The organism is Bacillus sp. (in: firmicutes) (assembly GCF_031983925.1).
Lineage (GTDB): Bacteria > Bacillota > Bacilli > Bacillales > Bacillaceae_G > Bacillus_A > Bacillus_A pacificus.
Genome location: NZ_DALYZR010000003.1, coordinates 38,808 through 64,458 on the forward strand (window position 1 = coordinate 38,808; position 25,651 = coordinate 64,458).

General features: G+C 34.0%; 20 protein-coding genes. 10 read left to right on the plus strand and 10 right to left on the minus strand.

All coding sequences use genetic code 11. The annotated features are described in order from the left end of the window. Positions 1-5: 5 nt before the first annotated feature. Entirely contained in the window at positions 6-1,823 is a 1,818-nt protein-coding gene (pepF, locus tag RTP99_RS11870; protein ID WP_000750877.1) for an oligoendopeptidase F, read from the minus strand. A gap of 137 nt (positions 1,824-1,960) precedes the next feature. Next, positions 1,961-2,944 carry a GMP reductase gene (gene guaC, locus RTP99_RS11875; RefSeq protein ID WP_000432432.1) on the minus strand — a complete coding sequence of 328 codons (984 nt, stop codon included), beginning with the start codon at positions 2,942-2,944 and terminating at the stop codon, positions 1,961-1,963. A 475-nt stretch (positions 2,945-3,419) separates the two neighbouring features. Between guaC and dbpA the strand changes: the two genes are divergently transcribed. Then, a complete protein-coding gene (dbpA, locus tag RTP99_RS11880) occupies positions 3,420-4,865 on the plus strand; it encodes an ATP-dependent RNA helicase DbpA (RefSeq protein ID WP_000037422.1) in 1,446 nt (481 codons plus the stop codon). 39 nt (positions 4,866-4,904) lie between these two features. Here dbpA and RTP99_RS11885 read toward each other — a convergent pair whose 3' ends face one another. Further along, positions 4,905-5,465, minus strand: coding sequence for a DUF1836 domain-containing protein (locus RTP99_RS11885; RefSeq protein WP_000427878.1), 561 nt, complete (start codon positions 5,463-5,465; stop codon positions 4,905-4,907). 164 nt (positions 5,466-5,629) lie between these two features. Here RTP99_RS11885 and trhA point away from each other — a divergent pair, with 164 nt between their 5' ends. Together trhA and galE are read left to right on the plus strand one after the other, a co-directional pair. Further along, a complete protein-coding gene (gene trhA / locus RTP99_RS11890; protein WP_000995364.1) occupies positions 5,630-6,277 on the plus strand; it encodes a PAQR family membrane homeostasis protein TrhA in 648 nt (215 codons plus the stop codon). 186 nt (positions 6,278-6,463) lie between these two features. Continuing rightward, positions 6,464-7,480, plus strand: coding sequence for a UDP-glucose 4-epimerase GalE (gene galE / locus RTP99_RS11895; protein ID WP_000996533.1), 1,017 nt, complete (start codon positions 6,464-6,466; stop codon positions 7,478-7,480). A gap of 50 nt (positions 7,481-7,530) precedes the next feature. Here the strand turns inward: galE and pelG are convergent, their stop codons facing one another. Genes pelG through RTP99_RS11920 form a run of 5 tightly spaced genes read right to left on the minus strand, consistent with a single transcriptional unit; the run spans position 7,531 to position 14,357 of the window. Further along, on the minus strand, positions 7,531-8,985 hold the full coding sequence (gene pelG / locus RTP99_RS11900; protein WP_000907294.1) for an exopolysaccharide Pel transporter PelG: 1,455 nt from the start codon (positions 8,983-8,985) through the stop codon (positions 7,531-7,533). Beyond that, a complete protein-coding gene (pelF, locus tag RTP99_RS11905) occupies positions 8,973-10,394 on the minus strand; it encodes a GT4 family glycosyltransferase PelF (protein ID WP_001219499.1) in 1,422 nt (473 codons plus the stop codon). The genes pelG and pelF overlap by 13 nt, the downstream gene beginning before the upstream one ends. 3 nt (positions 10,395-10,397) lie before the next feature. Next, the gene (locus tag RTP99_RS11910; protein WP_000715313.1) at positions 10,398-12,230 is read right to left on the minus strand and encodes a DUF2194 domain-containing protein; all 1,833 of its coding nucleotides are present in this window, start codon (positions 12,228-12,230) and stop codon (positions 10,398-10,400) included. Then, positions 12,214-13,134 carry a tetratricopeptide repeat protein gene (locus RTP99_RS11915; protein WP_000601985.1) on the minus strand — a complete coding sequence of 307 codons (921 nt, stop codon included), beginning with the start codon at positions 13,132-13,134 and terminating at the stop codon, positions 12,214-12,216. Before RTP99_RS11915 ends, RTP99_RS11910 begins: the two co-directional genes overlap by 17 nt. Next, positions 13,134-14,357 (minus strand): GAF domain-containing protein, encoded by a 1,224-nt coding sequence (locus RTP99_RS11920; protein WP_000559343.1) that lies wholly within the window; start codon positions 14,355-14,357, stop codon positions 13,134-13,136. Before RTP99_RS11920 ends, RTP99_RS11915 begins: the two co-directional genes overlap by 1 nt. Positions 14,358-14,647: 290 nt before the next feature. Here RTP99_RS11920 and RTP99_RS11925 point away from each other — a divergent pair, with 290 nt between their 5' ends. From RTP99_RS11925 to RTP99_RS11935, 3 genes are all read left to right on the plus strand, one after another. After that, a complete protein-coding gene (locus RTP99_RS11925) occupies positions 14,648-15,466 on the plus strand; it encodes an endo alpha-1,4 polygalactosaminidase (RefSeq protein ID WP_000455000.1) in 819 nt (272 codons plus the stop codon). Between the two features lie 435 nt (positions 15,467-15,901). Next, entirely contained in the window at positions 15,902-16,492 is a 591-nt protein-coding gene (locus RTP99_RS11930; protein ID WP_000542562.1) for an AmiS/UreI family transporter, read from the plus strand. A gap of 105 nt (positions 16,493-16,597) precedes the next feature. Next, on the plus strand, positions 16,598-17,479 hold the full coding sequence (locus RTP99_RS11935; protein WP_011040882.1) for an NAD-dependent epimerase/dehydratase family protein: 882 nt from the start codon (positions 16,598-16,600) through the stop codon (positions 17,477-17,479). An 88-nt stretch (positions 17,480-17,567) separates the two neighbouring features. On the opposite strand, the gene sodA is transcribed toward RTP99_RS11935, so the two are convergent. Beyond that, complete coding sequence (sodA, locus tag RTP99_RS11940) at positions 17,568-18,194, minus strand: superoxide dismutase [Mn] (RefSeq protein WP_000094046.1); 627 nt, start codon at positions 18,192-18,194, stop codon at positions 17,568-17,570. A 215-nt stretch (positions 18,195-18,409) separates the two neighbouring features. Between sodA and RTP99_RS11945 the strand changes: the two genes are divergently transcribed. Then, on the plus strand, positions 18,410-19,480 hold the full coding sequence (locus tag RTP99_RS11945; RefSeq protein ID WP_000047606.1) for a nitric oxide synthase oxygenase: 1,071 nt from the start codon (positions 18,410-18,412) through the stop codon (positions 19,478-19,480). A gap of 364 nt (positions 19,481-19,844) precedes the next feature. Then, on the plus strand, positions 19,845-21,413 hold the full coding sequence (locus tag RTP99_RS11950) for a BCCT family transporter (protein ID WP_001242459.1): 1,569 nt from the start codon (positions 19,845-19,847) through the stop codon (positions 21,411-21,413). Between the two features lie 108 nt (positions 21,414-21,521). Here the strand turns inward: RTP99_RS11950 and RTP99_RS11955 are convergent, their stop codons facing one another. After that, the gene (locus RTP99_RS11955; RefSeq protein ID WP_000383607.1) at positions 21,522-22,820 is read right to left on the minus strand and encodes an MFS transporter; all 1,299 of its coding nucleotides are present in this window, start codon (positions 22,818-22,820) and stop codon (positions 21,522-21,524) included. A 328-nt stretch (positions 22,821-23,148) separates the two neighbouring features. On the opposite strand from RTP99_RS11955, the gene lytS reads away from it, so the two are divergent. After that, on the plus strand, positions 23,149-24,918 hold the full coding sequence (gene lytS / locus RTP99_RS11960; protein ID WP_000933581.1) for a two-component system sensor histidine kinase LytS: 1,770 nt from the start codon (positions 23,149-23,151) through the stop codon (positions 24,916-24,918). Continuing rightward, entirely contained in the window at positions 24,896-25,636 is a 741-nt protein-coding gene (locus RTP99_RS11965) for a LytR/AlgR family response regulator transcription factor (protein WP_000921835.1), read from the plus strand. Before lytS ends, RTP99_RS11965 begins: the two co-directional genes overlap by 23 nt. Positions 25,637-25,651: the final 15 nt, after the last annotated feature.

Sequence of the window (25,651 nt, forward strand, 5' to 3'; positions counted from 1 at the left end):
ATTTTTTATTCTTGATAAGAGCGCTCTAATTCATCAATTAAGGAACCAACGTAAGAAACAGCCCTGCGGATTGCGTCTGGCTTTGACATATCGACTCCGGCATGTTTCATTAATTCAAGTGGTTTCATCGTACCACCAGCGCGAAGTACATCTAACCAGCGATCAACGGCAGGTTGTCCTTCTTCTTTAATCATTTGAGCTACTGCAGTAGATGCAGTGAGGCCTGCGGAATACGTGTAAGAATATAAGCCCATATAATAATGAGGTTGACGCATCCAGGTTAAGCCAGCACCTTCATCAATTTCTACGGAGTCTCCCCAGAATGTTGAAAGTACATTTGCTTTTATTTCAGTTAAAGTTGTAGCTGTAAGTGCTCCACCTTCTTCTGCTAGGCTGTATACTCTTCTTTGATATTCTCCCTCAAGTAAGTGAGTAACAAAGTTGTGATAATATGTGCCAAGTAGTTGCAGGATTACCCATCTGCGCATTCTCTTATCGTCATTCGTCGCTAATAAATGCTGGGCTAATAGTAATTCATTCATTGTAGATGGTGCTTCAACGAAGTACATAGATGGACGTACATTCATAATACGTTGGTTTTTATTTGCTAAATAAAAATGACCAGCATGCCCAAATTCATGAGCTAATGTGAAGCAGCCACGCATCGTATTTTGCCATGTAATTAAAATGTATGGATGAGAACCATATGGACTTGAACAAAATGCTCCAGTTGATTTGCCTACGTTATCTGCAAGGTCGACCCATCTTTCTTTGAATCCTTTTTCGATAATGGCACTATATTCATCGCCAAGTACTTGTAAAGATTCTTGAATGAGTTTTCCTGCTTCTTCGTAAGTAATTGCTGGATTAAATTCGGGATCTAAAGGTGCATGTAAGTCACAGAACAGCATTTGATCGAGTCCTAATACTTTCTTTTTTAAATCTGCAAAACGGCGCATATGAGGTGCTAATTCTTTATAAATAATATCGAGTTGATTGTTATACATTTCAAGTGGAACTTTTTGAGGTTCTAAAAGCATATGAGTAACAGATTCAAATTTGCGTAAACGAGAGAGTGTTACTTGTTTTTTTACCTCGGTAGCATATGTTGTTGCCACGGTATTCTTATATCGCTTCAAGGTGGATACAAATGATGAGTATGCCTTTCTGCGTATGTCTACGCTTGGAGAAAACTCATATTTACTTTCAAATAATGCAAATGAGACAGGGAGTTCGTTTCCTTGTTCGTCTTGTATGGAATTAAAATCCATATCGGCTAATTTAGTCATGCCGTAAATTTTGTATGGAGAACTATGTACTTCACCAAGTGCAGCAAGTGCTTCTTCAGTTTCAGGAGAGAGCGTGTGCTGCCTTTTTTGTAATATGTCTAGTAATGATTTACGGAAAGGTTCAAGTTTTGTTTCTTGAGTTAAATATTTTTCAATTGTTCCTTCTTCTAATGAGAGAATTTCATTATGAATAAAGGATAGCGCCGTATGTACTTTCGTCCATAAAGCGGAAATTTTGGAAGAGTTCGCTTGAACAACTGGATTTGTACGGTCGGTAGATTCTTTTAAATTTGCGTAGGAGTATAATTTTGTTAACTTCATTAAAAGCTCTTCTTCTAAAAGTAGGCAATGTAATAAGGTCGTGGGACTAGTGTGTAATTGACCTTTAAACGCATCAAGTTTTTTTATATCATCTGTTAATACACGTAATGCAGTTTCCCACTCTTTATCAGATTCGTATAAATCAGAGAGGTCCCATGTTAATTCAGTAGGAACGTCTGCACGAATATGACGTTTCTCAATAGTTTTTTTCATTTGCTATATCCCCCTTATTATAAGTATTTAAAAACATAATACTAGAAAATTCAGTAAAATGAAAATATTTTACATTTCTATATATGAAAAAGAAGGACAAGCATAAAACTGCTTGTCCTTCGAGTTAAATTTAAAAATTAATATACTTTATCACCGTTGAAAATAGAGTTTTTCACGACTACATAATCCACAGTACGAATAGAGTCTAATTTTGTTCCACCAGCGTAAGAGATAGAAGATTGAAGATCTTGTTCCATTTCGATTAAAGTGTCTTCTAAAGAACCTTTATGCTCAACGAACATTTTCTTACCTTCAACGTTTTTCTTCTCACCTTTTTGGAATTCAGAAGCTGAACCGAAGTACTCTTTATAAAGTTTGCCGTCTTTTTCGATTGTTTCCCCTGGAGACTCTTCATGACCAGCGAATAGAGAACCGATCATAACCATAGTCGCCCCAAATCGAATAGATTTAGCTACGTCGCCATGTGTACGAATACCACCGTCAGCGATAATTGGTTTACTTGCAGCTTTTGCACACCAGCGAAGTGCAGCTAGTTGCCAACCACCAGTTCCAAAGCCTGTTTTAATTTTAGTAATACAAACTTTACCAGGTCCAATACCAACTTTTGTTGCGTCAGCACCAGCGTTTTCTAATTCTCTTACCGCTTCTGGAGTTCCAACGTTTCCAGCGATAACGAAGCTTTCTGGTAAATGCTTTTTAATATGTTGAATCATGTTGATTACAGCATTAGAATGTCCATGCGCGATATCAATCGTGATGTATTCAGGTGTAAGGTGTTCAGCAGCTAACTGTTGTACGAATTCATACTCGTCCGCTTTTACACCAACGCTAATAGAAGCGATTAATCCACGTGATTGCATATCTCTAATGAATGAGATTCGTTTCTCTGGTTGGAAACGATGCATGATATAGAAGTAATTATTTTCAGCTAAATAAGTTGCAATTCTTTCATCAATAATCGTTTGCATATTTGCAGGTACGACAGGTAATTTAAATTTATGTTTACCTAAAGTGACAGTTGTATCACATTCAGAGCGGCTGTTCACAATACATTTTGCAGGAATTAATTGAATATCTTCATAGTCGAATACGTTTTCCATCATTTACACCCCTAAAATACGAATATTTTATTTTTATTAATCAAAAATGTTCGTCCATATGATAATTTACATTGTTTTCATTAAAAAGTCAAAGGATTTCTTAACGTTTTTTTTAAAAGTAGATTTTATATCTAAAAAACAACGTTAAAAACGAATTTAAAACGTTGTTTTGTTTGTATTGTTCGTTTATAAAAAGGTTGAAAAATTAAGATAATTATACAAGGGTGTATGTATTCTTTTTATTTTTTGGAGTGGATGTAGGATTCTATGAAAAGGTTAATGCTAACAATACGAGCAAAAGATGTTATCAAGTAGTTGAACAATATATGAAATGATAAGGTTTATTTCTATATAAAAAGATGAATCTGGCATAATCCATCTTTTTATGTGAGGTTTCAAGTATAATAAGTAGGGCGATAGTAACGTATACAAAAGATAAAAAAGAAAATAATACAGAATAAAATGAGGTTAATATATGAGTAAAAAAGGGTTTTTTGAGTATAAATTAAGTAAAGAAATTGTAAGGGCACTTACTGGGTTAGGGTATGATCATCCAACAGAAGTACAAGGTGAGGTTATTCCAGTCGCATTACAAAAGAAGGATCTTGTTGTGAAGTCCCAGACGGGAAGTGGAAAAACAGCTTCATTTGGTATTCCACTTTGTGAGATGGTGGAGTGGGAAGAGAATAAACCACAAGCATTAGTTTTAACACCAACGAGAGAGCTTGCGGTACAGGTGAAAGAAGATATTACAAATATAGGGCGATTCAAAAGAATTAAAGCCGCCGCAATTTATGGTAAGTCCCCATTTGCACGTCAAAAATTAGAGTTAAAGCAAAAGACGCATATTGTAGTAGGGACTCCAGGGCGTGTATTGGATCATATTGAAAAAGGGACCCTTTCTTTAGAGCGATTAAAATATTTAGTGATTGATGAAGCAGATGAAATGCTAAACATGGGCTTTATCGATCAAGTAGAGGCAATTATTGATGAATTACCTACAAATAGAATGACAATGTTATTTTCAGCAACTTTACCGGAAGATGTTGAAAGGTTATCACGTACATATATGAATGCACCAACTCATATTGAAATTAAAGCGGCTGGGATTACGACGGATAAAATTGAACATACCCTTTTTGAGGCGATAGAAGACGAGAAGTTTTCACTACTTAAAGATGTAACAACGATTGAGAATCCTGATAGCTGTATTATTTTCTGCCGTACACAAGAAAATGTAGATCATGTATATAGACAATTAAAACGAGCTAACTATCCTTGTGACAAAATACATGGTGGTATGGTACAAGAAGATCGTTTTGAAGTCATGGATGATTTTAGAAAAGGAAAATTCCGTTATTTAGTAGCAACAGACGTAGCTGCGAGAGGAATTGATATTGATAATATTACACATGTTATTAATTATGATATTCCACTTGAAAAAGAAAGCTATGTACATCGTACTGGAAGAACAGGACGAGCTGGAAATAGTGGAAAAGCTATTACATTTATAACACCATATGAAAATAGATTTTTAGAAGAGATTGAGGAGTATATTGGCTTTGAAATTCCAAAGGCAATTGGACCTTCAAAAGAAGAAGTTATGAAAGGGAAAGCTGCATTTGAAGAAAAGATACATGCTAAACCAATTATAAAGAAAGATAAAAATGCAGACATCAACAAAGGCATTATGAAGCTGTACTTTAATGGCGGGAAAAAAAAGAAAATTAGGGCGGTAGATTTCGTCGGTACAATTGCTAAAATTAAAGGTGTTACAGCAGAAGATATAGGTATTATTACGATACAAGATAATGTTTCTTACGTCGAAATATTAAATGGAAAAGGACCACTTGTCTTGAAAGTCATGAAGACTACAACGATTAAAGGGAAACAACTAAAAGTTCATGAAGCAATTAAGTAAATAAAAACTATCCACTTTAATAGGTGGATAGTTTTTTATTTATGATTCTTTTAAATCATCCACTAGTTGCTCCGCTAAACGTCTATACATATTACTCATAGTCACGAAGGATGTTAGTAGTAGAAATTTTTCTAGCTTTGTGTCTTCTAAGGAAGAAATCTCATTTACTTCTGTAACACGGTTATTTACGTCTTGTTTAAAGCTTTCGACATTGCTTTCAGTAAGAGCAAGATAATTTTTGTATAACATATTTAATTCGAATGAATCATCATTTAATAAGGAGTCATTTATAGTTTCTAATGAACTTTTTATGTCGTTAATGGAAAGAGCACCTTTTAATTGATAAATTAGGCTAATTAAAATCATATGCTCTTTTGAATATTTTTTATTTTTGATAGGGATGAATAGTTTCCCTTTTGCGTAATTATTAATCATCGTTTTTGTTAATACTTTTTCATCATCAGTTCTCGTTGTATCTGCATAAGTATTCTCAAATAGTTGGACAACTTGATCTACATATAAGTCAACATTTGGAATATCCTCAAGTTTAATATTTTTTTCTAAATGCAATGTCTCAAGTAATTCATTTATATTTTCCACGTAGAATCCCTCACTTTTATAACTTAGTGGAACTTAATGTCTAATACATCCTTAAATATGGTATTACGAAACAAATAAATTGTAAATGTTGACCTTAAAAAGAAATGTGTATATAATTACATGTAGTTATTGAAACTACATGTAATTATATGAGGGGTGTTATTATGAATGCTTATGTAAGGGAACCAGTTAATGCATTTACTCACTTAGGTGGAGCGATATTATCATTTATTGCCTTATTAGCTATGCTTGTGAAAGTTTCTATCAAGATGCCATCATTTGCTGCAATTACAGCTGTTATTTTGTTTGGGATTGGAATGATGGTCCTTTATACGGCATCAGCTGTATATCATAGTGTTGTGGCCAATGAACGTGTTATTTACTTCTTTAGGAAGCTAGATCATTCTATGATTTTTATATTAATTGCAGGTACATATGCACCCTTTTGCTTAATTACATTAAATTCAGCAAGTGGTTTGTTATTATTTTGTTTAGTCTATGCAACTGCGATTTGTGGCATTGTGTTTAAAATGTTTTGGTTTAATTGTCCAAGATGGTTATCGACAGCAATTTATATTACGATGGGTTGGTTAATTGTTTTATTCTTTGCACCGTTAGCTGAGAATTTAAGTACAGGAGGCATTGTTTTCTTAGTACTTGGGGGCATTTTTTATACAATTGGTGGATTTATTTATGGAACAAAGCCAAAATGGCTAGAGTTTAAATATATGGGACATCATGAAATTTTTCACGTTTTTGTATTATTAGGTAGTCTTGCACATTTTCTAAGTGTATATTGTTACGTAATTTAATAAGAAAAACGCCACATAACAAAAATTATGTGGCATTTTTCTTATTACTTGATTGGAATCGTATATGTTATAAAATTATTATGGGATAAAATGTAAGTTTATGTGTTCGCATATTAAACATAGGATAAGAAATATGTGATATACTTTGAGAAGTTTATAATGAATGAAATATGGAGGACTATAATTATGGCAATACTTGTAACAGGTGGAGCAGGGTATATTGGTAGTCATACATGTGTAGAATTACTAAATAGCGGTTACGAAATTATAGTAGTTGATAATCTTTCGAATAGCTCGGTAGAATCTATAAATCGAGTGAAAGAAATAACAGGAAAACAATTTAAGTTTTATAAAGAAGATGTTTTAAATCAAGAAGCACTTGACGCAATTTTTGAAGAAAATGCAATCGAAGCAGTTATTCACTTTGCAGGATTTAAAGCTGTAGGGGAATCAGTAGCAATTCCATTAACATATTATCATAACAACATTACGAGCACTTTAGTGCTATGTGAAGTAATGCAGAAACATAATGTAAAGAAGATGATTTTTAGTTCATCCGCAACTGTATATGGTATCCCGGAAACGTCACCGATTACAGAGGAGTTTCCATTAAGTGCAACAAATCCATATGGTCAAACGAAATTAATGATTGAGCAAATTATGCGTGATGTAGCATTTGCAGATAGAGAATGGAGTATCGCGTTACTTCGCTATTTCAACCCATTTGGTGCACATGAAAGTGGACGTATTGGAGAGGATCCAAATGGAATTCCAAATAACTTAATGCCATATGTTACACAAGTGGCAGTAGGTAAGTTAAAAGAATTAAGTGTATTTGGAAATGACTACCCAACGAAAGATGGAACAGGCATCCGTGACTACATACATGTTGTAGACTTAGCAAAAGGTCACGTAAAAGCGCTAGAGAAAGTACTGAATACAACAGGAGTAGATGCTTATAATTTGGGCACAGGTACAGGGTATAGTGTACTTGAGATGGTTGAAGCATTTGAAAGGGTTTCAGGAAAAAAAGTTCCTTATAAAATTACAGAGCGTCGTCCTGGTGATGTGGCAATATGTTTTGCAGATGCATCAAAGGCAAAACGTGAACTAGGATGGGAAGCAAAACGTGGATTAGAAGAAATGTGTGCAGATTCTTGGAGATGGCAATCAAATAATAAAAATGGCTATTTGGAAGTTTAATATGTAGATACAAAAAATGCCCTTTGCATGAGCAAAGGGCATTTTTGTATTTATTTCCCGTTAAGTTTATTAGCTAATTTGGTAAAAAAGGTCCGCTGTTTTATAGGAATATTTGACTGGCAAAATGTATAATAATCAATATCTTTAATGTAAGTAAAGAGCCTAGAAATAGCATATAGGAATGTAATAGAAGATCCAACTGCGAAACTAATGCCGTAACCATTGAATCCAAATGGAAGCAGGATAAGGCTTAATAACAAGTTTGCAAAAAAGAAAATAGCTGATGTTCGAAATGCCCCTTTACGATCCTCAAAGTATAGGAGTAGTAATGTAATAACGAGCACCATTCCATTTGCATAAGCACCAACTATAGTTAATTGCAGAATAGAGTAATTAAGTGTTGTCTTTCCAGATTGCGAACTAAACATCCATATTATAAAAATAATAAGTAAGGAAAAAATACCTTGATTACGAAGTATACGTTCCATTTCCTGCTTTAAGACAAAGTTCATGGAATCTTTCAATTGTAAAAGCGTATGTAATGTTCCACCATTGTTTACCGAACCGAAGAACTTTTTATATCTTTCATAAAACCTCGTTTCAATGGATACTACAAAGAAAATATAGGTTGGGATAATACTTAAATACGCCCAGAAAACAGAAGTATCATAAATTTGATGATAAATAAATGTGTCTTCAATATTTCCCCGACCGTCTCCAAACCAAATAACAAAATTACATACCCAAATACCCACATTGTAAAAGAGGCTTGACCAAAATAATTCTGGATATTTATCTAAATAAGACAGAAAGGTAAATTGTTCAGTAGCATCACTATTTGGAAACATTCGTACAATAACGATACTTAACCATACTAGTGTAATGAAAGTACCGAGTGTAAAAGAAATTAAAAGCAATAGGGCAGATCCATGTTCTAACCCAAGTGTAGGGTGCCAGTAAGCTACTAGGATAATTCCTAATAGGGAAAAAATGGATCCGATTAAAAATGCCAGTGCAATTGATTGATAATCTTTAGCTGCTGTTAAATAAATGGACTGAATCCAGATGATATTTAAAGCTAAAAATAAAAATAGCATCACGATTTTATAATATAAAGCTAACGGTGTGAAAAATGCAAACAAAAGCCATAACATAATAGCTAAAAAAAGTGTGATCTTCGTCATTCCTAAAAATGAAGAAAATACTTTATCAGCTTTTTGTTCGTATAAAAGGTCAGCTACATATCTAGTTACAATGAGCTGCAATGCTCCGTAAATAATTTGAGAAAAAATAAAGCAATATGAAATTGAAATAGTGAAAAGGCGCTGTTCTTCAATTGAAATAGAATGAAATAAACTCAAAATGAATCGAATAGTTGTTACTGCTAAAATAACGACTAACCAAGGACCAGCTGTAACAAATAACGAAAATCCATAAGCTTTTACCCTTGAAGAATAGTAGTCTTCCTGAAATAATTTTTGTAATCGAAATCCTATACCTGCCATGTTTTCGCACCCCTTTCTAAATAAAGCTTACGATAACTATCAACAACACCTGATAATTGATAATATGCTTCAATACGATTACGCCCATTGTTTCCGAATTGTTGAATGGATTCAGGGTGGCGATAATACCATTCTAAGTGGGTGGCAACTTGTTCAGGAGATACAGGTGGTACAACAAAGCCACATTGGCCGTAAGGATCTTCATCTTGTCCATAAATTAACTCCTTACAAGAACCAACGTCTGTAACAACCCATGGTAATCCCGATGCCATTCCTTCTAACATAGCTAGTGGTTGTCCTTCAGATATGCTAGTTAATACGAGAATATCCGTTTGTTTTAAGTAATCTTTAATGTTTACTCTGCCAGTCATTATTACATGTTCTTTTAATCCAAGTTGCTGAATTAAATCACGACATTCTTGGGCATATTCTGGTTCTTCTGTATCAGGACCTAATAAGTAGAAGATAAACGGAATATCTTTTTCTAATAATAATTTAGCTGCATAAATCATTGTTTTTACGTCTTTAATTGGCACAACTCGTATAATAGCAGAAATAATGAGTTTATCTGAATTATGTTTTGGCTTACGTAGCCCTTTATAGTCAGATAAAGTAACACCATTTGGAACAATTTTTAGTTTATGGGCCGGGGCTCCTAGTTCTTTTTGATATGCACTATTCCGTCCGAATAACGTAATCACATCAGCAGCTTGTTCATATGCTTGGTGAGATAAATGATGGAAGAAAGAAACCCATCTTTTTTTGTATTCGATTGGTATCCAAGTTGATTGGAGTATTTCCTCTTCACGTTCCCGAGAATAAATACCATGCTCTGTTAGAATAAATGGTATGTCAGATTTGGCACTAATTGCAGCTCCAAGAAGCCCACCATAGCCTGTAGATACAGAATGGATAAGATCTAATTCAGGAAAATCAATTTGTAAAATTTGAATGATTGGTGTGAACATAGATCTCCACATCCAAAAGTAATTTAAGAAAGAACCACTACTTTCTTCATACAAATAGCTTTCTTTCACTATTTCATAAAATTCACGACTTTCGAAGAAGGAATGTAGTGTTCCTAGCTTTTGCTTGTTCCCTAATATTTGTAATGCTTCTGTGTCGTTAGCTTGGAATGTAAACCATTTTTGAAGTGTTTGTACTTCATCAGTCGTTAAATTGGTTTTTATATGTTTTGAGTCACTTTCTGATTGTAAGGGAATCATAATGATATCTTTTACATTGTTAGGAATTTCATATTGATATTCCTCTTCTGTTTTTATTTGCGGTACGATCGCAAAAATGGTGAATTCATGTTCTTTAAATTGTTGGATGATCATTTGTACCCAACTTGCTACTCCGCCACTGACAAAAGGATAACTTCCTTCAACGACTAAACCTATTCTCATCTGCTATACCCCTTTAATTGGAATTGTAGCGTTAGCTTGTTTTAATATAACGCTATAAATTTGTGAATCTAGCTTTGTAACTGTGCCGTATGGGAATGAACCGGTTTTCAATTTTTTCCCTTCTTCCACACGTATAATCGTTGCAGTGTGGTTTGGTAATCCTTTATATGCAATGTGAACAGCATCATCTTCATAAGAAACAGCTAAATCACCAGTTTGATAAATTTTCATGGAAGCAGTTGCTTCACTTTGTGTCATACTTTTTATATAAGGATATCTTTCTCGTATTTCTTTAATTGTCGTTTTATAAGCTTTAAATAATTCTTCCCACGTTAAATTACCCGAACGTTTTTCATCAAGGATATCATCTGGATGGACGAAATGTGAGATAACCCCTAAATTTGCAGTAACATCAGCTAAAATAAATTGTTCTTCATCTGAAATAGCATAGCCACTCGTAATACGTGGGAAGTGATAAATATTTTTGTTGTGCTCGTCTGGTCCAAATTCTTGAATTAAACTGCCGTTACTTTTACTTCCCACATATAGAGAAGCAACTGTTTCCATAGTTGGAACTGCGTCGTTTAATGCACTTAATCCAGTTGTATTTATAATATTGGATGGTGGTACATAGGTTTTTAGTTTTTCGTTTGGAAAGAAGTTATACACGAGTTTTTGTAAAGCATCTAAGGATCTCTCCATGTCCTCTTTTGAATTCCATGGAACATATTCAAGTGCTTTATCTACTGGGTCTGGTGGTAATAATAAAGGTTGATGGTTATAGCCATGAATACCGATTTCTCCACCGTGACTTAATAATTCTCTCCCAAATAATAAATAGGTATTTCTATTTTTGCCTGTGAAATTTTCAAAAGGTGGCGTTACTTTATTTTGGTATGTCCCAATTGCAACCCCCGTATATTTAATATCAAGCTCTTCAGAGATATCCTTCATATTTTTCCACCAATGTTTTTTATAAAATTCTTCAACAGAAATTTTTTCTGTTGTTAAGTTTTTTAGTTCTCCACTTGGAATTGGAGATGGGAAGTCATCGATATACATAATCTCCGCCCCAAGTTGTACTGTAGCGAAAGTCGGGAAAATAGTACCCAGTGATTGAACGAACATACCTCTACCTAATTTATCGTTCAATGCTGTTGTATTCCAATATAAGACTTTTCCTTCACCGTAGTCATTGGTCCAAAGGATGGGAGTATCTTCTGCAGTAATCCAAGTATTAGTTGTATTCTCATCTAGCGTAATATTCATTGAGCTATGAGTGAACAATGGAGAAGAACTTGAGAGATCAGGATAACCAGCGAATAAAACTTCTTCAAAGGTTAATCCTTTCACATCTTTGAAGCCTTCTTTTTTTGTAATACCAAATAATGTGTTCCAGGAAGGATCTGAATCAAGTCGGTTTGCGATAATAATCCTTCCGCCCATTTGTACAAAATTTTGAATATCAGCTTGTGGAAGTTGCGCCATTATTTCACCTGTAATAATAATTCCTGTATAGGGAGAGGGAGTAAGTCCCTTAATTTCATTAGCTGTAATATCTTTATAGTGTAGGTGTGCGTAATCCATTGCCTTTTTCGTATTAAATTCGACTTGTTGCCCTAATGTATTATCCGTTTTTAAAACGTATAATTGCATTTTTTGTCCATTTTGGGCTACATCTTTTGCTTTGAGCGTTTTAACAGTATCTGTTTCTTTAGTTTTAGGAACAGAAAACTTTTGATAGAAATTTTCTGTTCGATATATAAGGATAGATATAATTAAGAGAAATAAAATGATACTAACAATTCCGATATATATATTAATCCCCTTTTTCAATGTGTGCGCCTCCAAACTGCCTTACAAATAATTGATATTTACGCGGTAGTATATGAACTCTTTTTGCAGATGCTAGATTATTGATTAAGTTATAGAGCTCGTCCCATAACTTTTGTTCATAATATATTTCAAGTAACCCAACGTAACCGTAATATGATTCAGGATAGAAATGAATAAGATTTAAAAATTGTTCTTCAGACTTTGCATATTGTTTTGTATGTAGAAACAGATTTCCAAGGTGGAAAGGATAAAGAGGTTCAGTAGGGAATAGTTCTACACTTTGTGTAATAAAATTCATAAATTCGGCGATTATTTTTTCCTTTTGCTGATTAGAAAGAAGACCACTGTCTATATATCTTAAATAGTTAGAAACCAACTCTTTTGCAATTTCATTTTGTGGATTTTGTAGAAATTGCTTATTTAAGTATTCGATCTGTTTTTCGTACCGTTCATTTAGTAAATTAATAGTAGTTGCTGCGTAATGTACAGTTTCAGGATCTTTATGATGAATGGCTTCTTTCAATAAGCCTCCTTCATTGGAAATAGGGGAGGAGCTTAACTGTACAATGAGTTGTTTATGTAATTCAGGCTTATCTAGTTCTAATCCAGAAGAAAATGAAATTAGGTCCATATCTTGTTTTGCTGATGCCAAAATATCTTCATAATGATCAACTTGAAAGGAAACATACTCAGAGTATTGCTGTAACCACTCGGTCTTGGAGCGTCTTATATTCAGTAATAACATGATTGCTGATACAATAAGTCCGACAAGCGGGAAAAGGAGAGAGATAATCAAGCAAAACTCAATAATTCCTTTCTTATCTTCAGTAATCAAACCTTTCGTAAATCGAAATAAAAGAAAAACCAAAATAGCATAAATAAAGTAAAGAAGGAGTAAAATCATTAGCATACCACTCCTTTAGAAGAAAGAGCGTTTTGTATACGAGTTTGGACTGGTAATAAAAACTTTTCTTCAGTGCCAGGTAATAGAATCATAACTTTTTGTTTAGTCGTGCTATAACCGAATATATCGATATCACGCAAATGATCTTTTAAAATAGAATTTATCATTTCTAAAGAATCTTGTGGAACAGTAAATTCAAAATAGGAATATGGATAAGATAATGTTTCGTACCGTTTCTTTTCTATTTTTAGTAAATGTTCAAATTCATCTTCATAATAAATACTCGTTTTAGGGAATGTACGATCCTCTTGACTTGATAGCCAAAGATTAGAAGCGTTTTGTAAACGATCACCCATCCAGCGCAAATACCATGTGAAAAGTTCGAATTGCTCAGAAGTTACTTTTGAAAATTCAATTTCGTCTAATATAATGACGTATTGTACATCATCTTGGAATAGGACGGGACCAACTAAAAGTGGAGCGTCTTGAAAATCCTCTTCTGTACGGAAAAAAGGTCGATTATGCGCTAGAGCGTTTTTGATGACTAGCGAAGCATTTTTAACAAAAATGGATTGAGGTAAGGTATTTTTACCAGTTTCTGCTCTTAATTTAATACGAAGTGATTGTTTATTGTTATCGACGTGATAGATACCAATTTTTTTTGCTCCGAAATACATTTTTAATACATTTATTCCCTCATCGAGTACAATTTCAGGATGTGTATGATTTAAAGCTTTAAACATATGATACATTTTAGATAAGTGATTATTTGATTCAAGTACACGAGAACGTAGTGTAATACGTGTTTCATCCAATTGTTTCACAACATATTTTAATTCTTTATTTTCGGCTTTTAGCTCATTATTTATCATATGTACATCTTCATACCGTTCTTTTTGTGCAGTACTCATTAGTCCACAACATAAACTAATAACAAGTAAGAAAATCCAATTAATCCAGTAATCTAATGAATAAAAGTACAGTAATATATCATCTTCTTTATATATACCGCTTATAAAAATATAAATCATTGCTTCTAGAAAGGTGAAAAGGGCGATAGATATGCCATACCGGCTAGAAATAATTAATGTAATAAATAAGAGTAAGAAGTATTCATACGTTGGTGTTAGAAAATCAGTTAGTATTGAGAGAAAAAATAGAGCAATAAAGAGAATCGTAGGTTCAATCATTTTTTGTAATAAATTAGATTGTCTATAGTGCATAAAAAATCCCTTCTTTCGTTTGCAAATTTAATTTTGAGGAATAGTACACTGAAATAAAATACATAATTTAAAAGAATTATTTTAAAATATATAAAGCCCAAATCATTTTATCAACAGAGATGTAGTAAATTCAAGTGAAATAAATTCTAATTTTTGTTAATGTATTGTATTTATTGGGATTTTTTATTAAATATCGAGCTTGAAAAAATGTAAAATGTTATTGTATTACTATACTTGTATTAATATATAAAATGATAAAAAATTACAGTTTTATAGGGGGTAATATTATTATGGAGTGGAAACGTTCCATGTACTTTTTAGCTATATTTTCTTTTATTTTTTCCTCAAGTACATCCGCCCAAGCAAATGTCGTGGAACCAGTTTTAAAAAATGTACGAAGTTATAAAATTTATTATGGTGAAGCAAATGAGCAAGTAATTGAGGGACTTTCAAAGTATGACATGGTCATTATAGAGCCATATGCATTTACGAAAGAGCAAGTTCAGCAATTAAAAAAATCCGGAACAGTAGTCCTTGGGTATGTTAGTGTTTTAGAATTAGAATCGTGGCATAAATCGCAAGTAGTTGAATCAGACTATTATTATCGAGACGGTAAGAAAATGAAGATTGAGCAGTGGGATACATATATTATGAATTTAGCTGATGAACATTACCGGCGGATTGTTGTAAATAAAGTGAAACAGCAAGTTATTGGAAAAGGAATAGACGGTGTGTTTTTAGATACCGCTGGTGATATTGATGACTATTTTTATGATCAGCCAGTTACACAAGGGAAATTTCGCGAAGCATATGTAAATTTATTAAAAGAAATAAAAGGTGTTGATTCTGATTTGCTTCTTATACAGAATTGGGGATTTGACACAATCAAAAATACATCCTTGAATTTTATACATGGTGTATTGTGGGAGGACTTCAATAAACAAGTTATTACGAAAGATGAATGGAGTCAAAATTGGATGCGCTATTTTAAACAACAAAGTAATAAGATTGTAACGTTTACCGTTACTCCAAATACCGTATCTAAAAAATATAGTTCTATAAATGGATTTATTCCTACAATTAATCCGAATGATATTTATGATAAATAGCAATTATTAGGGATGAGAAACTATCAATATTGACTATGAAAGTTTAGGTCAGTATACGATTATCTTATAAAGATGAATGTATTACTGACTAGCTCATTTTATAATATTCCATGTTAGAAATTAGTAGAATAAGATAGAAAAAGTGCATTATCCTATTAATTTTTATAGAAATAAAAAACGTGATATTTAAAATAACATCAATACTTGTGTCATGGTTAGAGTACGTTTATAATCAAGGAATCCTATTAATGTTCTGATAGGGTTATTTATGATTGAAAGCGTTTTAAATTTGGCGTTCTTCAAGGTAGGAAGTCTGACCTATTTAGATTAAAAATTATGTATGTAGTTTGAAATAGGAAGAAAAATAATAAAGAATCACTTTATATTGTGGGGAGGTTAAAAGTGTGAAAGAGAAAGAATTTCACACGAATACATATGGGTTACGTAGGATTATTACTTTCGGGTGCAGCTTTATTTTTAAATAGTCTTGTTATATTAGGAAAAGCAGAGATGAAAAGTGCAGGTGTTTTTAATTTATTTGTGGGTGCACTACAAATTATTATTCCGTTCTATTTAATCATGATTTCTGATCAAAGCAATTGGACGGTATATTCATATGCAGCTACTTTTTTATTCGGATTAACCTATTTATATGTAGGTGTTACTTTTATAAAAGGAATGGATAGTAGCGGTCTAGGTTGGTTTTGTATTTGGGTAGCAATTATTGCTTTATTTTATATGATTGTTTCATTTGTTCAATTCCACGATGTTGTGAATGCGTTAACGTGGTTTATGTGGGCATTACTTTGGTATTTATTCTTTGTATTAAATACACAAAAAAAGAACATCAATCAATATCTTGGAAGGATTGCCTTCGTACAATCATGGGTAACATTGACGTTACCTTCACTCTTTTATTTTATGGGAGTATGGGGAGAGGGGTTCGTATATGAATTATGGGTTTATGTATCTGTAATTTCTATTTTATACTTCTGTTATTGTATTTATAAATATCGAGTACGTTAATATATTTTTTGTAGAAAAGCATGGAATCGTTAAACGAGTTCCATGCTTTTTATATGTTAGCATTTATAATAGAGAGGTAGTATTTTACAATTTATCGAAATGGGGATGATAAAGTTGAAAAAAGTATTGGTGCTAGGGGGAACAAGATTTTTTGGTAAACATTTAGTAGAAGCACTTTTGCAAGATGGGCACGATGTAACGATTGCGACGAGAGGAATTACGGAAGATTCTTTTGGGAGTAGAGTAAAAAGACTTATTGTAGATAGAGAAGATGAAAAACAACTAGCAGAGCGTCTAGCAGATAAAAGTTATGATATTGTATACGATAATTTATGCTATAGCTCAAACGCAGCGAAGATAATATGTGAAGTGTTACGAGGGAAAACGACAAAATACGTTATGACATCTTCAATGGCTGTCTATGAACCAGCACTAAGTTTATCAGAAGAGGACTTCGATCCGTACGAGTATGCAATTGCGTATGGAGATAGGAATGACTTCAATTATGGTGAAGGAAAGAGGTTAGCCGAAGCAGTTGTATTTCAACAAGCAACATTTCCAGTTGTTGCAGTTCGTTTTCCAGTTGTTATTGGAGAAAACGATTATACGAAAAGGTTACAATTTTACGTTGAACATATTGTGAGAGAAGAACCTGTCGCAGTGAATCATCTAGATGGAAAATTGTCGTTTATACATGAAGAAGAAGCTGGGGAATTTTTAGCTTGGTGCGGGATGAAAGACATAGAAGGGCCAATTAATGCTTGTAGCAACGGGGTAGTTTCTACTCGGGAAATTATTCATTTTATAGAAGAAAATACGGGAATAAAATCACTCATTCAAGAAGTAGGAGATCATGTAGCACCTTATAATGAAGTGACTAATTGTACATTACATAATGGAAAAGCTAATGAATTAGGATTCCCGTTCCGAGGGTTGAAAATAGAAATAGAAAAAGTATTATGTTATTACATACATGCAATGAAATAATCATAAATCCCCCGGTGGCAATCCGGGGGATTCTGGAGGATTTCGACAATACTAATTTTACATTACCAAACTTACCTTATACGCACGACTAATGTTTTTGTGATTGAATTGCTTGTAAATACTTTTCATTTACCCGGTCCCAGTTCACTGTATGCCACCAGTTGGTAACAAATTCTGGGCGACGATTTTGGTACTTTAAATAATAGGCATGTTCCCATACATCAATGACAAGTAATGGAATTTTGCCTTCTTGCAAAGGTGTATCTTGATTAGGTGTACTCATTACAGTAAGTTCTTCACCATCAAGGACAAGCCATCCATAACCACTTCCAAAACGGCTAATTGCTGCTTTAGACAGTTGATCTTTTAAGTTGTCAAAGGTATTGAAATAATAATCAATTACTTTTGCAACGTCTCCATTAGGCTCGCCGCCACCCCGTGGGCTCATTACTTCCCAAAAAAGACTATGACAATAATGTCCACCACCGTTATTTCTGACAGCTGTAACAATTTCCTTTGGTAAAGCTTCTAAATTACATAGTAACTCTTCTAAAGATTTATTATGTAATTCCGAATAGTTTTCTAATGCGGCATTCAAATTATTTACGTATGTCGCATGGTGCTTTCCATGATGAATAGAAAGTGTATTGCTATCGATATATGGCTCTAGTTCATCATAGTCATATGAAAGCTTTGGCAATTGAAATGAAGACATGACATTTCCTCCTTTCTCTCTAAAAGTTGGTCTAGGTAAAAATAATTTACCTGAGTAAAAAATACACCTATTTTTCATGAAAGTCAATAGTAATCTCTTAATTTTCTGAAAGATAGTACAATAAAAGTAACACTTCGACTTTCGTTTGTGACTCTTATTCTTTTTGCTTATACTGTAAAGTAGTAACGTTTTGTTGAAATAGAAGGAGATCGCTTATGAGTAAAACGAAGCAATTAATAGAGGAAGCGAGTCATTTTATTACGATTTGCTATAAAGAGCTTAATAAAGAACAATTCATAGAAGAACGCATGAAAGAAATTCGAGTTGAAATAGAGAAGACGGGGACGTATGAACATACATTTGAAGAACTTGTTCACGGATCGCGAATGGCATGGCGCAATAGTAATCGATGTATCGGAAGACTATTTTGGAGTAAGATGCACATATTAGATGCACGTGAAGTAAATGATGAGGAAGGTGTATATAATGCATTAATTCATCATATTAAATATGCAACGAACGACGGAAAAGTGAAACCGACCATTACAATTTTTAAGCAATATCAAGGTGAAGAAAATAATATACGAATTTATAATCACCAATTGATTCGGTATGCAGGATATAAAACAGAAATGGGAGTGATTGGTGACTCTCATTCCGCTGTGTTTACAGATTTTTGTCAAGAACTTGGCTGGCAAGGAGAAGGTACGAATTTCGATGTATTGCCACTTGTGTTTTCTATAGATGGAAAAGCGCCTATATATAAAGAAATTCCGAAAGAAGAAGTAAAAGAGGTGCCAATTGAACACCCAGAATACCCAATTTCGTCACTTGGAGCAAAATGGTACGGAGTTCCAATGATTTCAGATATGCGCTTAGAAATTGGCGGTATTTCCTATACAGCAGCTCCGTTTAATGGATGGTATATGGGAACAGAGATTGGGGCACGTAACTTAGCGGATCATGATCGCTATAATTTACTTCCAGCAGTTGCGGAAATGATGGATTTGGATACATCGAGAAACGGTACGTTATGGAAAGATAAGGCATTAGTTGAATTAAACGTGGCGGTTTTACATTCCTTTAAAAAACAAGGAGTTAGTATTGTTGACCATCATACTGCGGCGCAACAATTTCAGCAATTTGAGAAGCAAGAAGCTGCTTGCGGTCGTGTTGTAACGGGCAATTGGGTGTGGCTCATTCCGCCGTTATCTCCAGCTACCACTCATATTTATCATAAACCGTATCCGAATGAAATTTTGAAGCCGAATTTTTTTCATAAATAGTTTGTAGTATAGGGCATTTTCTGTAAAAATATAATTTTTTTTTAACTACTGTTACGTAGCAAATGGAAGCCTTTACCCTCGGTTATTTTTGGAAGGAGCTTTTTGAACCAAGGAGTTCCTTATGTTATAATCAAATTTCTGTTTCGAAGACCTTATAGAAATATAAGGTCTTTTATTTTGCTTTTTTATGTAAGAGGAATAGAAATTTTCTTTTAAATAAGGGATTTAGCATATTTTTAGGGACAACATAAGTGTGTAGGAAATAGATAAATTATTATACTTATATAATCATTGTGTTTTGGGGGTAAACAATAAAACATAATAAAGTTGTTTTTTTAGATTGCTGAGGAAGGAGGAAGTGTAAATGAGGATGAAGAGTCGAAAAACGGATTGGCCTGTATTTCTTATTAGTGGTGGTTCGCTTTTATTATTTGTAATTGCGGTTTTCTTAAATAAAAATTATGTAGAGGGAGTCATTAATAGCAGTTTTGCAGCTTCAATTAAATATTTTGGTGCCTTCTGGCAAGTTTTATTAATTGGTACATTTATTGTTGCAATGTGTATGGCATTCTCGAAATATGGAAGAGTTAAACTTGGGGGATTAGAAAAACCTGAGATTAGTACGGCAAAGTGGCTTGCTATTATTATGTCGACATTACTTGCCGGAGGTGGCGTTTTTTGGGCAGCTGCAGAGCCAATGTACCACTTGATGACGGTGCCGCCGATACATGAAGGTATATCTGCTGGAACGAAAGAAGCAGTAATGCCTGCTTTAGCACAAAGTTATATGCATTGGGGTTTCTTGGCTTGGACGATTTTAGGTACAATCAGTGCGGTAGTTATGATGTATGGGCATTATCATAAAGGTATGCCGTTAAAACCTCGAACACTTTTATATCCTATTTTTGGTGAGAAATTGCGAAAGAGTTTGCTTGGAACAATGATTGATGCATTTGCCATTATTGCGGTAGCTGCAGGGACGATTGGACCGATCGGATTTTTAGGCTTACAAGCAAGTTATGGCCTACAGGCATTGTTTAATATTCCTGATGTTTTTACTACTCAATTAGCAATTATTATTTGTGTAGTTGCGGTTTCTACTATATCTGCAGTAACAGGAATTAATAAAGGGATTCAAATTATAAGCGATTTAAATGTTAAATTAGCGATTTTATTAATGGTATTTGTATTATTATGTGGACCAGGTGGATTTATTATTGATTCGTTTGTATCTTCGTTTGGATTTTATATAAATGAATTTATTCCAATGAGCACATACCGCGGTGATACAGGTTGGTTAGGATCGTGGACAATCTTTTTCTGGGGATGGTTTATTGGATATGGACCGATGATGGCAATTTTAGTGAGCCGTATTTCAAGAGGAAGAACGATTCGAGAAATCATCGTTGCAATTGGAATTATTGCACCTATTATTACAACATTTTGGTTTACAATTCTGGGAGGATCAGGTGTGTTTTATGAATTAATGAAGCCTGGTTCTATTTCAAGCGCATTAAGTGAATCGGGTATGCCAGCTGCTATGATTGCAATTACAGAGCAACTGCCACTCTCTCATATTATTGGGCCGGCATTTCTTTTATTAACAATTTTATTTGTAGTGACAACAGGAGATTCAATGGCTTATTCGATTTCGATGGCAGTGACTGGAGATGGAGATCCTAGAATTAGCTTACGAATTTTTTGGTCGCTTATTATGGGAGCAGTTGCGGCAATTCTGTTATACATGGGTGAGGGAAGTATTAATGCCTTACAATCATTCATCGTAGTAACAGCTGTCCCGGTATCCATTCTGTTACTCCCAATGCTATGGCTAGCGCCTAAAGTTGCAGGGGAATTAGCATTAAAACAAGGTATTGTAAAAGAAGAAGAGAAAACTTCCTTTTTGTTCCAAAAAGCTAGTAAATCAAAATAAAGAATTGTATTTATATAAAAAGAGGAAGCATTTCATTTGAAATGCTTCCTCTTTATTATTTATTTAACTACTTTTCTCGAAGTGGATAGTACTCTGTACAGTTTCAATCTATTCTAATACTTTATCTTTCGTCTCTGGGACACATAGTAGCATTGTAATTAAACCGATTGGATAGATAATGAAGATAAGAGATAATGCGCCCATTAAATTACCACCTGCAGCAAGTAATCCGATAATAACAGGTCCAAAGCCAGCTAAACCACGTCCTGTACCGAAAATAAAGTTTTCTGCTGTAGAGCGAGCTTCAGCAGGATAGTTTTCAGCTAAAATTGCTCCGAATCCTCCCATCATGCCATTTGCGAAGAATCCAAGCAATGCGCTGCCCCATAACAATAATGTTGGATTTGTGAATAAGAAGAAGTAAATGAGACAGTATATAGTACCACCGACATAATAGATTGTAAAAGTTTGACGGCGACCAATTTTATCAGCTAGAATTCCAAAAATTGCAATTCCAATTAACATACCGATCGTAGAGATGAACATCCAACCACTAGCTTTTGCTAATGTATAGTTATATTTATTCGCTAAAATAGTTGGCATCCATGTAAAGATACCATAATATCCGAAGTTCTGGATGAATGACATAATAATAAGGCCAATAGTTGTTACTGTTACTTTTTTATTTGCAAATAGCTTTCGAAGTGGGAACTTTTTCATTTGTTTTAGTTGTTCAGCCTCAGTAGTTGTTAAACTGCCTTCAACCTCTTTTTGTAACAATTCTTTTTTGTATCGTTGTTTTTGTTCCCATATTTTCGGTTCACTTAAACTTTTTCGTACATAAACAGCTAATAAAGCGGGAATAAGTCCAAATAGGAAAACAGCTCTCCATCCAAAATGTGGGACGATAAATGCTGGAAGGAGTGAAGCTACTAGTACGCCAAATTGCCATCCAAGTGCAACAACAGATGTCGCCTTAGCACGCATTTCTTTAGACCATGTTTCAGTTACGATGGCCATTCCAATCCCGAATTCACCACCAACTCCCATCCCCACTAAAAAGCGAAGAATTAATAATTGCCAATAATCTGTTGCGAAATAAATAAGTGCTGTTGCGAGTGAAAATAGTAAGATTGTGAAGGCCATCGTACGGATACGCCCAAATAAATCAGCAATAAATCCAAATAAATAAGACCCAATTAGCATTCCTATTGTGGTAGCTAAAGTTAAGTTTCCACCTTCAACAGGGCTTAAATGAAATTCTTTTAAAATGTAGACGAGTACGAAAGATAAGAGCAACATATCTAAGCCTTCTGCTGCATATCCTAACGCAGACCCAAATAATGTTTTATATCTTTTCTCTTTCGTTTCCTCTGTTGTTGATTGTACATCAGTAGTGACGTCCATCATTACTCCCCCTTATTTTCTTCTACAGTCGCTATGGAAGAATAACAAAAGGCCTTCTCACCTGATATGATGAGAAGGCCAAAAAAGCATACGTATTCCTAAAATAGGTCATACGTATAGTATATTCCGACTTCCTTCTCAACCTCACGGGGTTGGGTTAAAGGACTGTATTATATTACTTTATTTTTAGCACTCTTCTATTAGATTGTCAAATAGGGCGGGGATTGTTATGTGTAAAATATTGCAAAAGATATTTCATTCTTCTTGACGCCCACTTCATTATTTTCCGATAATAAAACTAACTCATATAAAAAGGAATGAATCACAGATGCTAAATTTAGTACTTATGATGATTGAACGTGTCGGGCTTATTGTTATTTTAGGGTTTTTACTTTCTCATATTAAAACGTTCAGGCGCCTTCTTCATAAGCAAGATGGGTATGTAGATAAGCTTAAGCTTATTTGTATTTTTTCAGTGTTTACAATTGTAAGCAATTACACGGGAATTGAAATTGCTGGGAATACGATTATGAATGAAAATTGGTTACAAGGTGTTTCATCATCGAGTACCATTGCGAATACACGTATTATGGGTGTTGGAATTAGTGGCTTGCTTGGTGGCCCTATCGTCGGAATTGGAGTAGGATCAATTGCTGGTATTCACCGTTATATGCTTGGCGGGACGACTGCACTAAGTTGTGCAATCTCTTCAATTTTAGCGGGGGTTATAACAGGTTATATTGGATACATTTTCAAAAAGTATAATCGTACAATTACGCCTAAATTTTCAGCGGTTTTAAGTGTGTTTATCGTTTCTTTAGAAATGATTATGATCTTATTAATTGTAGAGGATGGAATGAGTATTGTGAAAACAATTGCGATACCAATGATCCTTGTAAATAGTTTTGGAAGTTTTATTTTACTCTCTATGATACAAGCTATATTGCGTCAGGAAGAGAACGCAAAGGCACTTCAGACTCATAAGGTATTACGTATTGCAGATAAAACGTTACCGTATTTTCGCCAAGGCTTAACAGAAAAATCATGTAAGCATGTGGCACAAATTATTCACCGTTTTACAGGAACAGATGCGGTATCCTTAACAGATACAGAGAAAATATTAGCTCATGTTGGATTAGCATCAGATCACCATATTCCTTCACATAGTTTAATAACTGGTTTGTCGAAAGAAGTGTTACAAACAGGGAAAATAATGAAAGCAAAATCACGTGAGGTCATTAATTGTCAACATGAAGGATGCCCTTTGCAAGCGGCGATTGTTATTCCGCTAACTTCACATGGAAATACGATAGGGACATTAAAACTGTATTTCAAAAATCCTAATCAGTTAAGTCGTGTGGAAGAGGAATTAGCAGAAGGATTAGCAAAAATATTCTCTACACAACTTGAATTAGGGGAAGCCGAGTTGCAAAGTAAATTATTGCAAGATGCGGAAATAAAGGCATTACAAGCACAAATTAACCCGCACTTTTTATTTAATGCGATTAATACAGTATCAGCTTTATGCCGAACAGATGTAGAGAAGGCAAGGAAGTTATTATTACAACTTAGCGTGTATTTCCGTTGTAATTTGCAAGGCGCACGTCAGTTACTGATTCCACTAGAACAAGAATTAAACCATGTACATGCATACCTATCGCTAGAACAAGCAAGGTTCCCAAATAAGTATGAAGTAAAGATGTATATGGAGGATGAGCTAAAGACAACTTTAGTACCACCATTTGTTCTTCAACTATTGGTTGAAAATGCGTTGCGACACGCTTTCCCGAAGAAGCAACCAGTGTGCGAAGTGGAAGTGCATGTTTTTGAAAAAGAGGGTATGGTTCATTTTGAAGTAAAAGATAATGGGCAAGGAATTGAGGAAGAACGTTTAGAACAATTAGGAAAGATGGTAGTTTCGTCCAAGAAAGGGACTGGAACAGCTTTATATAATATTAATGAACGTCTTATTGGGTTATTTGGAAAAGAAACGATGCTTCATATCGAAAGTAAATTAAATGAGGGGACAGAGATTACTTTTGTTATCCCAAAAAAAGTAGGGGAGGAAGAGCAGATTGTTAAAAGTACTAGTAGTTGATGATGAAATGTTAGCACGCGATGAACTAAAGTATTTATTAGAAAGAACGAAGGAAGTTGAGATAATTGGTGAGGCTGATTGTGTAGAGGATGCATTAGAAGAGCTAATGAAAAACAAACCAGATATTGTTTTCCTAGACATTCAGTTATCTGATGATAACGGATTTGAAATTGCGAATATATTAAAGAAGATGAAAAATCCACCTGCCATTGTATTTGCGACTGCCTATGATCAATACGCGTTGCAAGCATTTGAAGTAGATGCGTTAGACTATATTTTAAAGCCATTTGATGAAGAACGTATTGTACAAACATTAAAGAAGTATAAAAAACAAAAGCAGTCGCAAATAGAAACGAAGCAAGAAATAAAAGGGGCAGATGTAACGGCAGAGATGCATAAATTAGCATTACCAATTGAAGAATCAATTGTACTTGTAAATATTGAAGATATTATATATGTAGGGCTTGTGGATGGAAAAGTGACAGTAAAAACAATGAGGGACACATATATAACACACGATACACTTGTGATTTTGGAAAAGAAGTTGCCGCAAGCAAGTTTTATGCGTGTACATCGTAGCTTTATTGCAAATATTAATCATATTACTGAAATCCAGCCGTGGTTCAATTCTACGTATAATTTAATTATGAAAGAAGGATCAAAAGTACCTGTTAGTCGTACATATGCAAAAGAACTCAAGAAGCTGCTTCGTATTTAAGAAGCAGCTTTTGTA